The 13,485-nt window shown below is 57.3% G+C and carries 10 protein-coding genes and 2 tRNA genes; 9 read left to right on the top strand and 3 right to left on the bottom strand.

Going from position 1 to position 13,485, the window contains the following annotated elements:
* Positions 1-215 precede the first annotated feature (215 nt).
* Entirely contained in the window at positions 216-1,202 is a 987-nt protein-coding gene (locus AC0KVQ_RS15635; protein ID WP_473422117.1) for a TRAP transporter substrate-binding protein, read from the top strand.
* 592 nt (positions 1,203-1,794) lie between these two features.
* On the opposite strand, the gene AC0KVQ_RS15630 is transcribed toward AC0KVQ_RS15635, so the two are convergent.
* Positions 1,795-1,867, bottom strand: a tRNA-Ala gene (locus AC0KVQ_RS15630).
* A 48-nt stretch (positions 1,868-1,915) separates the two neighbouring features.
* Complete coding sequence (gene secA, locus AC0KVQ_RS15625) at positions 1,916-4,624, bottom strand: preprotein translocase subunit SecA (RefSeq protein ID WP_473422116.1); 2,709 nt, start codon at positions 4,622-4,624, stop codon at positions 1,916-1,918.
* 341 nt (positions 4,625-4,965) lie between these two features.
* Between secA and AC0KVQ_RS15620 the strand changes: the two genes are divergently transcribed.
* From AC0KVQ_RS15620 to AC0KVQ_RS15585, 8 genes are all read left to right on the top strand, one after another.
* Positions 4,966-5,406: a DciA family protein gene (locus tag AC0KVQ_RS15620; protein WP_473422115.1), complete on the top strand. Its 441-nt coding sequence runs from the start codon at positions 4,966-4,968 to the stop codon at positions 5,404-5,406.
* Between the two features lie 253 nt (positions 5,407-5,659).
* Positions 5,660-6,484, top strand: coding sequence for an undecaprenyl-diphosphate phosphatase (locus tag AC0KVQ_RS15615; RefSeq protein WP_473422114.1), 825 nt, complete (start codon positions 5,660-5,662; stop codon positions 6,482-6,484).
* A gap of 119 nt (positions 6,485-6,603) precedes the next feature.
* Positions 6,604-8,202, top strand: coding sequence for an ABC transporter substrate-binding protein (locus tag AC0KVQ_RS15610; protein WP_473422113.1), 1,599 nt, complete (start codon positions 6,604-6,606; stop codon positions 8,200-8,202).
* 138 nt (positions 8,203-8,340) lie between these two features.
* Complete coding sequence (locus AC0KVQ_RS15605) at positions 8,341-9,351, top strand: ABC transporter permease subunit (protein WP_473422112.1); 1,011 nt, start codon at positions 8,341-8,343, stop codon at positions 9,349-9,351.
* A gap of 3 nt (positions 9,352-9,354) precedes the next feature.
* Positions 9,355-10,269, top strand: coding sequence for an ABC transporter permease subunit (locus AC0KVQ_RS15600; RefSeq protein ID WP_473422111.1), 915 nt, complete (start codon positions 9,355-9,357; stop codon positions 10,267-10,269).
* A 12-nt stretch (positions 10,270-10,281) separates the two neighbouring features.
* Positions 10,282-11,262: an oligopeptide/dipeptide ABC transporter ATP-binding protein gene (locus AC0KVQ_RS15595; protein WP_473422110.1), complete on the top strand. Its 981-nt coding sequence runs from the start codon at positions 10,282-10,284 to the stop codon at positions 11,260-11,262.
* Positions 11,259-12,239: a peptide ABC transporter ATP-binding protein gene (locus AC0KVQ_RS15590; RefSeq protein WP_473422109.1), complete on the top strand. Its 981-nt coding sequence runs from the start codon at positions 11,259-11,261 to the stop codon at positions 12,237-12,239. The genes AC0KVQ_RS15595 and AC0KVQ_RS15590 overlap by 4 nt, the downstream gene beginning before the upstream one ends.
* Positions 12,240-12,345: 106 nt before the next feature.
* Positions 12,346-12,421: transfer RNA gene (locus AC0KVQ_RS15585), tRNA-Met, on the top strand.
* Between the two features lie 600 nt (positions 12,422-13,021).
* On the opposite strand, the gene AC0KVQ_RS15580 is transcribed toward AC0KVQ_RS15585, so the two are convergent.
* Positions 13,022-13,485, bottom strand: a 464-nt coding sequence (locus AC0KVQ_RS15580) for a hypothetical protein (RefSeq protein ID WP_473422108.1), incomplete at its 5' end; no start/stop codon positions are given.

Here is a 13,485-nt window from a genome sequence, read left to right as displayed (position 1 = left end):
TTCGAGGCATGCGTGAAGGGTGTGCTGCCGTACCTGGGCGCCATGCTGGCCCTGTTGCTGCTGTTTGCCCTGTTCCCTGCACTGATTTTGACGCCACTTCGCTGGATGTTGTAACCCTGCCTGTTCCACTGCCAAAGGTTCAATGGCATGTGGTTGCAGGTCGCCAAGTCGTTTTATGTAGCAGTTGTCGTTCTTAACCCTGAGGAGAAGTTGAGATGAAAATGCAATCCCTGCTCGTACGTACTTTGCTGGCTGCCGGTCTGATGACGACGACTATCGGTGTAGCGCAAGCCACCACCTCACTGCGTTTTGCTTCTGAAGCGCCGCGCACCGATACGCAGTACATCGCTGGTCAGAAATTCAGTGACCTGCTGAAGGCCAAGACCAATGGCGCGCTCGATCTGAAGCTGTTCCCAGACAGCACCTTGGGTAATTCCCAGGCCGCGATCACGGCCGTGCGTGGCGGCACAGTTGATATGCTGGTATCCGGTTCGGCCAACTTCAGTGGCATGGTGCCATTGCTGAGCATGTTTGATATTCCGTTCATGTTCAAGGATACCGATCATGCCTACCGCGTACTCGATGGCAAGGTTGGCCAGGACATGCTCGCCAAACTCGATGCCGTTGGCCTGAAGGGCCTGGCCTTCTGGGATAACGGCTGGCGCCAGATGACCAACTCCAAGGGCCCGATCCGCACCCCGGCCGATGTGAAGGGCCTGAAGATGCGTACCACCGGCAGCCCGGTACATATCGAAGCATTCAAGCTGCTCGGCGCCAACCCGGTACCGATGCCCCTGGCTGAACTCTATACCGCGCTGGAAATGAAGACGGTGGATGCGCAGGAACACCCGATTGGTGTGTTTGTGTCGGCCAAGCTGTACGAAGTGCAGAAGCACCTGACCCTGTCCTACCACGCTTACAGCGCTCTGATCGTGGCCATGAACAAGGCCAAGTTCGAAGCGCTGCCGGCTGACCAGCAAAAGGCGCTGATCGAAGCTGCGCGTGAGGCTGGCCAGTTGCAGCGCAAGCTGAATAACGAGTTGATTGCCAAACAGGTGGAAGAAGTGAAGAAGGCCGGTGTGCAGGTGGTTGAAAAGATCGACCAGCAACCGTTCCTGGAAGGTACTAAGGGTGTGCGTGCATCCTTCATCGCCAAATCTGGTGGTGCCGAGGAAATCAAACAGATCGATGCCATGCGCTAAGCCGATTCCTTTTTACTTGTAGTCCTGTATCGCAGCCCGGCCATTTGATTGACCGGGCTGTTTTCTTACTGATCAATATGCTTGCCGATTTGGTGTCAATCCGAGGAGTCATGCCTGAAGCCATGACAGTATTGAGTTTTGTACCAAGGTGACCTGTCGCAGCAAAGAGGCGAGCGCTTCGGCTCATTTCGTGATTCGAATGCGTTGAGTAAAATCTGTTTATTTTGCACAAGCTGCTGCTGGTGATCGTGATTCAACTGGCGAATCCAGCCCCCACCCAGGATCTTGTCGAATTGCCTGGCCAGCCGTTCGAGTCATGTCTGCTGAACTTGCGGTGGTCTGGAAATGATTTCCATCGGTCGTTACCCAGAGATCATTATCGAAATTGCCAAGACGAAGGCTGCAGAGATCGTGCTGGAATTTTCCTGTCATGCACTGGACGGTGGTCAGGTTTGAATGATGATGTTGAGGTTATGTTCCGAGATATTCAAGATGATTCATCAAAGGATGGATGCGGAGCCAAACACCTTTTGATGTATACCGCTCACCAGAAACAACAAGGGCTTAGCAAACGCTAAGCCCTTGAATATTGTGGACCGAATGAGGATCGAACTCACGACCTCTGCATTGCGAACGCAGCGCTCTCCCAGCTGAGCTATCGGCCCGTGGGCGTTAGACTAGCGGGATGAAATCCGCCAGTCAACGTCTGCAGATCAGGCCAGGCGGCCGTGGCATTGCTTGAATTTCTTGCCTGAACCGCACGGACAGGGTTCATTGCGGCCGACACCGGCAAAACGTGCTTCCTGTGCCTGGTGGGCGGCTTCGCCAGCTTCATCCTCGGCACCCGGAACAAGATCGTCGTGGTGATACTGCATGCCTTCCGGCAGCTCCTTGGGCTGGACGGCTTCCACATCTTCCTGGGTGCGTACCTGTACGTTCATCACGATGGCCACAACATCACGCTTGATCCGCTCAAGCAGGCTGGCAAACAGCTCGAACGCTTCGCGCTTGTATTCCTGCTTCGGGTTTTTCTGGGCGTAACCGCGCAGATGAATGCCCTGACGCAGGTGATCAAGCATGGACAAATGCTCGCGCCAGTGATGATCGACGTGTTGCAGCAGTACGGCGCGTTCGAACTGGCGGAAGGAGGTTTCACCGGCCAGCTCTACCTTGCCTGCATAGCTTTCGGCCGCGATTGCCTGGATGCGACCCTTGATGGCGGCGTCATCAAGTGATGGCTCGTGTTGCAGCCATTCGGCAACCGGGGCGGTGATGCTGAGTTCTGCCAGTGCCTTTTCCAGGCCCGGAACATCCCATTGCTCTTCCATGGCATCAGGCGGGATGTATTGCTCGAACATATCGGCCACCAGGCTGTCACGCATGGCGGTAATGGTTTCCGAGACGTCTTCGGATTCCAGAATTTCGTTGCGCTGGGCGTAGATGGCCTTGCGCTGCTCGTTGGCGACATCATCGTATTCGAGCAACTGCTTGCGGATATCGAAGTTGCGGCCCTCTACCTTGCGCTGGGCGGATTCGATCGCACGGCTGACCATACCGGCTTCGATCGGTTCGCCTTCGGGGATCTTGAGCTTGTCCATGACGAAGGCAACACGGTCACCCGCGAAGATGCGCAGTAGCGGGTCTTCCAGGCTGAGGTAGAAGCGGCTGGAGCCCGGATCGCCCTGGCGGCCGGAGCGGCCACGCAACTGGTTGTCGATACGGCGGGATTCGTGACGCTCGGAACCGATGATGTGCAGACCGCCAGCGGCCACGACTTGTTCGTGCAGCTTTTGCCATTCGGCCTTGAGTGCATCGATCTTGCTGCGTTTGCTTACTTCATCCAGGCTTTCGTCGGCTTCGATCGCGCGGATCTGTGGTTCCGGATTGCCGCCGAGCACGATATCGGTACCGCGACCGGCCATGTTGGTGGCAATGGTGATCATGCCTGGGCTGCCAGCCTGGACGACGATCTCTGCTTCGCGAGCGTGCTGCTTGGCATTGAGCACGTTGTGCGCCAGTTTTTCGGCCTTGAGCATTTCCGACAGCAATTCGGATTGCTCGATCGAGGTCGTGCCGACCAGCACCGGCTGCTGACGGGCCTGGCACTCGCGGATATCGGCAATGATGGCGCCGTATTTTTCCTTGGCCGTCTTGAAGACTTGATCCTGGCGGTCATCGCGGATCATCGGCTTGTTGGTCGGGATGATCACGGTTTCCAGACCGTAGATCTGCTGGAATTCATAAGCTTCGGTATCAGCGGTACCGGTCATGCCCGAGAGCTTGCCATACATGCGGAAGTAGTTCTGCAGTGTGATCGTGGCGTAGGTCTGGCTTTCCTGGTTGATCTTGACGCCTTCCTTGGCTTCCACTGCCTGATGCAGGCCTTCGGACCAGCGGCGGCCGGCCATCAGGCGGCCGGTGAATTCGTCGACGATCACGATTTCGTTATCCATCACCACATAGTGCTGGTCACGATGGAACAGGGCATGCGCGCGCAGTGCGGCATTGAGGTGATGCACCAGGCTGATATTGCCGGCGGAATAGAGATTGTCGCCTTCGGCGATCATGCCGAGTTGGGTCAGGATGGTTTCGACATGCTCGTGGCCGGCTTCCGACAGCATGACCTGGTTGGCTTTTTCATCCACCCAGTAATCGCCCTCGCCATCTTCGGTTTCCTGGCGCGTCAGCCGCGGTGGCACCGCGTTCATGCGGATATAGAGTTCGGTATTGTCCTCGGCCGGTCCAGAAATGATCAGCGGGGTACGCGCCTCGTCGATCAGGATCGAATCCACTTCATCGACGACAGCGTAAGCCAGCCCGCGCTGCACGCGTTCCTCGTTGCGGAACGCCATGTTGTCGCGCAGGTAGTCAAAGCCGAATTCGTTGTTGGTGCCGTAGGTGATGTCGCAGTTGTAGGCCGCCTGCTTTTCTTCATGCGACATCTGCGCCAGGTTTACCCCACAGGAAAGGCCGAGGAAGCGGAAGACGCGCCCCATCTGGTTGCTGTCGCGCTGGGCCAGGTAGTCGTTCACGGTCACGACATGCACGCCCTTGCCGGTCAGGGCGTTGAGGTAGGCGGGCAGGGTGGCGACCAGCGTCTTGCCTTCGCCAGTACGCATTTCGGAAATCTTGCCCTGGTGCAAGGTCATGCCGCCGATCAACTGTACGTCGAAATGGCGCATGCCCAGCGCACGCTTGGCACCTTCGCGGCAAACGGCAAAGGCCTCCGGCAACAGATCGTCCAGCGATTGGCCGTCTGCATGTCGCTGGCGGAATTCGTCAGTCTTGGCGCGCAGGGCCTCGTCGGATAGCTGACTGATATCGGCTTCCAGTGCATTGATCTTGCGAACAACTGCACCGTACTGTTTGAGCAGGCGGTCGTTGCGACTTCCGAAAACTTTCTTGAGCAGTTTGGCGATCATGTTTAAGCCATCAATGTGAGCCCGAAACTCGGCAGGTAAGGGCAGATTCCGATTATTCAACGATAACGACAACGGCGGATCGGGTTACCCCGTCCGCCGCGCATGCATCCATTATCATCTCCGTGCAGCAAAGCCTTCTTGCGTATTGGGCTTTGCCCACTGCGCCAGCCTGATTGGCAGCCTGGCGGCAGGTATGGTTTTTGTTTGGCGTGGATATTACCACACTCGTGCCAGCCCGATGCTACCGTGCCGTTGCGGTGGCGGTGCGGCCATGTGGACGGACTCGCCAAGCCCGATATTCCGGCCTATGATCGATGCCTGTTCCCCTCGCAGCAAAAACCATGGCTCGCCGCGTCTCATCTGCCAGTTTCATTGGTCGGGATGCCCGACTTTCACAAATTGTTCAGCGTGTCGATGCGCTTAACCAGGTGCTCGGAATCATTCGCCGTTCGGTGCCGCCGGAATTGGCCCCGTTGTGTCAGGGGGTGGCATGGGTTGGGTCGGAGCTGATGGTTGCGGTTCCGCATAGCGCTGCGGCAACACGACTGCGCATGCTGGCACCAACGATTATTGCAGCCCTGCAGGCGGCAAACTGGCATGCCACGGCTGTTCGTCCGCGTGTGCAAGTGGCATTGCAGCAGGATAAACCCGAGAAAAGCAGCCAGTTTTCTTCTTTGCCGGATGCTGCGCTGGAGGCTTTTTCCGATCTGGCGCATGACGTGGCTGATCCTGCCCTGCGCCAGGCGGTTGAGGCGTTGCTGGCGCATCAACGCAAGCGCTGAGGCGTGTGGCCCCTGAATAAAAAACGGGCGCCTTTTCAGGCGCCCGCAAGCAGGGAGGAGTGGAGCAAGCAGTCTTGCATCCAGCAGCAGCGGGACGAGGGGTTCATCACCACTGCATACACTCATCAGATAATCAGTTCGGAATAAAGTTCCGCGAGGTGTGAATTTTCTGTATGAGCGGCCACTTCTGCACGGCAGAACACGTTGCCGGCTATAATCGCCGCCTTGCTCAATGCGCTTGGTGGAATCGGTCATGGATCTGTTGCTGTTGTTCAAATCCGTCATTATGGGTGTGGTCGAAGGCTTGACGGAGTTCTTGCCGATATCCAGTACTGGCCACCTTATTCTGACCGGCGATCTGCTGAATTTCCTCGACAAGGAAAAGCGCGACGTCTACGAAATCTTTATCCAGTTTGGCGCCATGCTGGCGGTGATCTGGGAATATCGCCACAAGCTTGGCCATACCTTCGTCGGCGCGGTGAGGCCGGGACGAGAGCGCAATCTGTTGATCAATGTGGCCGTGGCCTTTGTGCCGGCTGCGCTGATGGGCTTGTTGTTCAACAAGATGATCAAGGCGGTATTGTTCAAGCCGGTGCCGGTGGCGCTGGCTTTTATCATCGGTGGTCTGGTGATTCTGTGGGCAGAAAAGCGCAAGCATACGGTGCGGGTGGAAAGTGTTGATGATCTGACCTTGCTCGACGCGATCAAGGTTGGACTGGCGCAGTGTTTTGCGTTGATTCCGGGCACCTCGCGCTCCGGCGCAACCATCATCGGCGGATTGTTTTTCGGCCTGTCGCGCAAGGCCGCTACGGAATTTTCCTTCTTCCTGGCCATCCCCACGCTTTCGGCAGCTTCGCTCTACAGCTTGTGGAAGTTGCGCCATGCCCTGGACATGCATGATGCCGGCGTATTTGCCGTGGGTTTTCTGGCATCGATGATCAGTGCCTTTTTTGCAGTACGTGCCTTGCTGCGCTTTATCTCTACCCATACCTTCATCGCGTTCGCCTGGTATCGCATTGCCTTTGGCGTGATCGTGCTCATGACTGCGTGGCGCGGATGGGTGGATTGGACTGTCTAGACCGAGCTATTTGATACGGGATACACCGGATAACAACATATCAGCAAGCCGCCTAGCATTCCTCCCCAAGCCTGACACCATTCGTGGCGCCAGCAAGATCAAATTTTGGGGAGTGAAACATGCGATTCCAGAAATGCCTTTGGGCCGCGGCCTTGGCTTGTACCGTTTCCGCAGCGCCGGCACTTGCGGCCGGCAAGACATTGATTTTCTGTTCGGAAGGCAGCCCGGCCGGTTTTGACCCTGCCCGCTATACCGCTGGTACCGATTTCGATGCTTCGGCCGAGACCGTTTTCAACCGGCTGGTCGAGTTTGAACGCGGTTCAACCCAGGTGCGCCCCGGCCTGGCCGAGAAATGGGAAGCCAGTGCCGATAACCTGACCTGGACCTTCAGCCTGCGTCGTGGAGTCAAGTTCCACACGACTGACTACTTCAAGCCCGGCCGCGATTTCAATGCGGATGATGTGATCTTCACTTTCCAGCGTTTCACCAACAAGGATCTGCCCTTCAACAAGGCTGCGCCGACCGAGTTCCCGTATGCCTCGGACATGGCCATGGATACCAATATCGTCTCGGTGGAAAAGAAAGACGATTACACGGTGGTGTTCAAGCTCAAGAGTGCCGATGCAGCCTTCCTGCAGAATCTGGCCATGTCGTTTGCCTCGATCCATTCGGCGGAATATGCCGACAAACTGCTCAAGGATGGCAAGGTTACACAGCTGAATACCTTGCCGATCGGTACCGGCCCGTTCATCTTCAAGAGTTACCAGAAAGATGCCGCCATCCGTTATGACGGCAACAAGACTTACTGGAAAGCTGGTGACGTAAAGCTTGATCGCCTGATTTTTGCCATTACGCCGGATGCCTCGGTACGGGCGCAGAAGCTGCAAAAGGGCGAGTGCCATGTCATGCCGTATCCGCGTCCTGCCGATATTGCAGGCTTGAAGAACCAGCCTGCCTTGAGCGTGACATCGCAGGCCGGTTTCAATCTTGGCTACCTGGCCTATAACGTCAAGCACAAACCGCTGGATCAACTCGAGGTGCGCCAGGCACTCGATATGGCCATCAACAAGAAAGCCATTATCGATGCCGTCTATCAGGGTGCGGGCCAGCCTGCCACCAATCCGATGCCGCCGACACAATGGTCCTACAACAAGAACCTGAAAGATGCCGGCTACAACCCGGAAAAGGCCAAGGAACTGTTGAAAAAGGCCGGTCATGCCAACGGTTTTGAGACCACCCTGTGGGCGATGCCGGTACAGCGCATGTACAACCCCAACGCCAAGCTGATGGCGGAGCTGATCCAGGCCGACTGGGCCAAGATCGGCGTCAAGGCCAAGATCACCACTTACGAATGGGGCGAATACCTCAAGCGCGCCAAGAGTGGCGAGCACGACGCGATACTGATTGGCTGGAATGGCGACAATGGCGATCCGGACAACTGGCTGGGCGTGAACCTTGGTTGTTCGGCCGTGGGTGGCAACAACTATTCGCAATGGTGCTTCAAGGAATTTGACGATCTGATCGTCAAGGCACGCACGCTGACCAACCAGCAGGAACGTACCCGCCTGTATGAAAAGGCCCAGCTGGTATTCAAGCGTGAACTGCCGTGGACCACGATTGCCCATTCGACGACCAATGTACCCATGCGCAAGGAAGTGCAGGGCTTCAAGGTCAGCCCATTCGCCTTGCATTCCTTCTATGGCGTGAGCATCAAGTAATCATTCCGACAAAAGCCCGGATCGGTATGCCGGTCCGGGCTTTTTGTTTTCTGGCCCTGTTTCCTGCGTGCTGTGCCGAATCGGATCTGATCCGGATGCACTGCGGCCAGCGCGTGTGAAACGGTGGGGAGTAGCACTATGTTTGCATTTATTTTGCGCCGCATTACCGTGGTGATCCCGACCTTTTTGGGCATCACGCTGCTGGCGTTTGCACTGATTCACATGATTCCGGGCGATCCGGTGCTGATCATGGTCGGCGAACGCCGGCTGGATCCCGAATTCTATCGCCAGGCCATGCAACGCCTTGGCCTGGATCAGCCTTTATATATTCAGTACTTCAGCTATCTGGGCAAACTGGTTCAGGGCAATCTGGGTGAATCGCTGGTCACGCACGAGCCGGTTGTTTCTGAGTTTATGAAACTGTTTCCGGCCACGGTTGAGCTTTCATTGTGCGCCATGCTGTTTGCCTCCGTTGCCGGGTTGCTGGCCGGCATTGTCGCGGCCAGCCGGCGCGGTACCGTGGTCGATCATGTGGTGATGGGCACGGCACTTACCGGTTATTCCATGCCGATCTTCTGGTGGGGCCTGATGCTGATCATGCTGTTTTCGGTTTTCCTCGGCTGGACTCCGGTATCCGGACGCATGGATCTGCTGTTTGATATCCCACCGGTCACTGGTTTCATGCTGATCGATTCGCTGTTGTCGGGCGAGGAAGGCGCGTTTGCTTCTGCCGTATCGCACCTGATCCTGCCCGCCATCGTACTGGGCACGATTCCGATGGCGGTCATTGCGCGCATGACACGTTCTTCCATGCTGGAAGTGCTGCGCGAGGATTACATCCGTACCGCCCGCGCCAAAGGTCTTTCTCCTGTACGTATCGTCGTGGTGCATGCCTTGCGCAATGCACTGGTGCCGGTAGTCACGGTGATTGGCCTGCAGGTAGGCACGTTGCTGGCGGGTGCGGTGCTCACCGAAACCATCTTTTCCTGGCCGGGCATCGGCAAATGGCTGATCGATTCGATCAGCCGGCGTGATTACCCGGTGGTGCAGGGCGGCATTCTGCTGGTGGCATCCATGATCATTCTCGTCAATCTGTTGGTCGACATTCTCTACGGTGTCATCAACCCACGTATCCGCCATGCGAGGTAAGGCATGACCACATCCGTTCAAAACACAACCTCAGACATGCCGGCATACAGTTATCCGTCGCCGTTGGCTGAGTTCTGGGCCAGTTTCCGCGCCAATCGCGGTGCGCTGGTGGCGCTTGGCTTCATGACGCTGATGGTGCTCGCAGCCTTGTTGGCCCCCTGGCTGGCGCCGCATGATCCGATCGAGCAGAACCGCGATCTGCTGCTGTCGCCCCCGGCTTGGGCAGCAGCGGGCCAGTTTGCTCACCTGCTCGGCACGGACGAGCTGGGGCGCGATATCCTCTCGCGCCTGATGTACGGGGCACGCGTCTCGATGATGATTGGTGCCATTTCGGTGGTGCTGTCGCTGCTGCCCGGTATCGTCCTGGGGCTGGTTGCGGCGTTTTATCCCAAGGCCGTTGGTACTGCGATCATGCGGGCCATGGATATCATGATGGCCTTGCCCTCGCTGCTGCTGGCCGTTGCCATTGTCGCGGTGCTGGGACCAGGCTTGGCCAATACCATGATTGCGATTGCCATCGTCAGCCTGCCGGCTTATGTGCGCCTGACCCGTGCCGCCGCGATGACCGAACTCAACCGCGATTACGTGGTGGCTTCCCGCCTGGCGGGCGCCGGCAAGCTGCGCCTGATGTTCAATACGGTGCTGCCCAACTGCATGGCGCCGGTGATCGTGCAGGCAACGCTGGGTTTCTCTGCCGCGATTCTCGATGCCGCTGCGCTGGGCTTTCTGGGCCTGGGTGCGCAACCGCCGTTGCCGGAATGGGGCACCATGCTGGCTTCCGCGCGCGATTACATCGAAAGCGCTTGGTGGGTGGTGACCATGCCGGGTCTGACCATTCTGTTCAATGTGATTGCCCTCAATCTGATGGGCGATGGCCTGCGCGATGCGCTGGACCCGAAACTGAAGAAACTCGCGTAAAGGGATGTCATCATGAGTTTGCTCGATATCAAGAACCTTTCCGTCGAGTTTGGCAGTACGGATAACCCGTTCCGCGCCGTGCAAAACGTCAGTCTTTCGATCAATCGCGGCGAAATTGTCGGGATCGTCGGTGAATCCGGTTCCGGCAAAAGCGTGACCATGCTGGCGCTGATGGGGCTGGTCGATGCGCCGGGGCGCGTGACGGCAGATCAGCTGGTGTTTGATGGTCAGGATCTGCTGACGCTCAACCCCGCTGCCAAGCGGCAGTTGGTCGGCAAGGACGTGGCCATGATCTTTCAGGATGCCCTGACCAGCCTGAATCCGGCCTATACCGTGGGTTTCCAGTTGATGGAAACGCTGCGTCTGCATCTGGGGCTATCCAAAGCCGAGGCGCAGAAACGTGCGATCGAATTGCTGGAGCTGGTGGAGATTCCTGCCGCCAAATCCCGCCTGTCTGCCTATCCGCATCAATTGTCCGGCGGCATGAGCCAGCGCGTGATGATCGCCATGGCCATCGCCTGCAATCCCAAGCTGCTGATCGCAGACGAGCCGACTACTGCACTCGATGTGACGGTGCAGGCGCAGATCATGGATCTGCTGGTATCCCTGCAGAAGAGCCAGGATATGGCGCTGATCCTGATTACGCATGATCTGGCCGTCGTTGCCGAGGTGGCGCATCGGGTTGCCGTGATGTACGCCGGTGAAGTGGTGGAAGCCAGCCCGGTGCCGCAGATTTTCGAGCGGCCCTATCATCCGTATACCCAGGCGCTGCTGGCCTCCATTCCGGAACACAGCAAGGGTGCCGAGCGTTTGGCCACCTTGCCCGGCGTGGTGCCAGGCCAGTATGACCGCCCGCTCGGCTGCCTGCTTTCGCCGCGCTGCCCCTATGTCAATGACAAATGCCGCAATGAACATCCCAAGCTGGTTTCGGCCCAGGCCAGCCAGGTTCGCTGCTTTACCCCGCTCGATGCAGCCGGGAGACCTTCGCTATGAATGACCAGAATCCTATCCTGACCGCGAGTCAGCTCTCCAAGCATTACCAGGTTTCGCGCGGCTTCCTGCGCGGCCATGCCAGCGTCAAGGCACTCAACGATGTCAGCTTTGCCCTGTCACGTGGCAAGACACTGGCTGTGGTGGGTGAATCCGGTTGCGGCAAATCCACACTGGCACGCCAGTTGACCCTGATCGAATCGCCCACCGCCGGGCACCTGACCATCGACGGCATTGATATTGCCACGGCCGATGCCGCCAGCCTGAAGGTGCTGCGACCCAAGGTGCAGATGGTGTTCCAGAACCCGTATGCCTCGCTCAACCCGCGCAAGCAGATCGGCACCATGCTGTCCGAGCCGCTGCTGCTCAATACCGTGCTCGATGCCAGGGAACGCGAGGAGCGCGTACGCGCCATCATGACGACCGTGGGGCTGCGCCCGGAGCATTATCACCGCTACCCGCACATGTTCTCCGGCGGCCAGCGCCAGCGCATCGCCATTGCCCGCGCCATGATCCTGAACCCGCAGATCGTGGTTGCGGATGAGCCGACCTCGGCACTGGACGTTTCCATCCAGGCCCAGATCCTGAACCTGTTCATGGATCTGCAGCAGGAATTCAACACTGCCTATGTGTTTGTCAGCCATAACCTGGCTGTGGTCGAGCATGTGGCCGATGACGTGATGGTGATGTACTTCGGCTCCACCGTGGAATACGGCACAAAGGAGACGATCTACCGCCGTCCCCTGCACCCCTATACCCGGGCACTGATGTCGGCCACCCCGGCCATCCGGGCAGAGGATCGACGCGAGAAGGTCAAGCTGACCGGGGAGCTGCCTTCCCCGCTCAACCCGCCCACGGGCTGCACGTTCAACACGCGCTGCCCGTTTGCAACGGAAACTTGCAGGCAACAAGTCCCGCAATTGCGCCCGTTGGACGGCAGAATGATTGCCTGCCATCGCATCGAGGAAATCGCGGGTTAACGGCAGGAATCCTCACGGAAATAGCAAATGGTAATTTGACACAAGGCGGCATCCACGGTTTTCCTTGACCGACCCCGTGGATCCCGCTATTATCTCGTTTCTCTGACGCGGGATGGAGCAGTTGGCAGCTCGTCGGGCTCATAACCCGAAGGTCGTAGGTTCGAGTCCTACTCCCGCAACCAATACTAAGCCGCTGATTCAATTGAAAAATTGATCAGCGGCTTTTTAGTTTCTAGTGATCGATTTGGGTACAAAAAACTTTTGTGCCCACCATGTGCCCAATCTGTGCCCATAGACTTGGGCACAAATCTGTCGCTAGTGCTGAAATGACCTTCGCCGATCTTTTTCTTTGTGCCCAGCTAGGCACAGTAATACATGTCTAGTCAAAATTTACATATAGCCATTCTGTATCACAGAATGGTCTCGTAACACTTTAAAGTACCCCCCCGACAAAATTTGCCTTACTTCACTGTTCGAACTCTACGTTTCGACGTTCTTAACTGCATGAAGGGCAACTGTTCTAGGCAAGGGCAATTTTTCGGCCAAACCCGACGTTCATACCAAAGTGTTGCAGCGACCGGTTTAGGCAAAGGAGCGGAAGTTCGACCTTAAGCTGAGCAGTGACTGCGGCTTGAGAATGTACTCTCAATCGTGCTCCGCGCAGTCACTTGCAGCACACTATTCATCGGCAGTCAGCGGCGGAAACGATGGGCGCTCATAAACCGGCTTATAACAGAGGTGAGACGCGCCAATCCAGTGCACCTGCGCACAAGCCATTGGCCCTACGCGGCCACTGCCAAGGACCTGAATCGCGAGATCTCGCCGTAGGCCAAAATGCACGGGTTCTGCGTTGCGACAGGGAAGCGGCTCACAACGAAATTCTTGATCGCCGTCAGGCCCAGCTCCCCCAGGAGTACGTACTCGCGGCCGCGTTCCTTCTCGAGAGCCTTCCGGTAGGCCAGGTCAAGGAAGCGGTTGTAGCGAACAAACATTCGCAGGTCAGCCCCGATCCGATTCAAGTCGACGAGGTTGTTCTTGCACTGGATGTTGTAGATAACACCGTTGAGCGTCGCAACGACATCGAACTCAGCGCGCCCCACTCGCTTGATCTCTGTGACGTCGAACCCTTGGGCCCGCAGCGCTGCTTTGACCGACTTCTCGAAAATGAATGTCAACCGGCATCCAATTTTTTCCACCGACCGGCGTCCAAAAGTTTCCACTTGATCAGCAGATTTTCGCCTGACTT

Source organism: Formivibrio sp. oc-25, assembly GCF_055810895.1.
The sequence above is the reverse complement of the archived record's forward strand: the minus strand, read 5'-3'. Positions and strand labels throughout refer to the sequence as shown.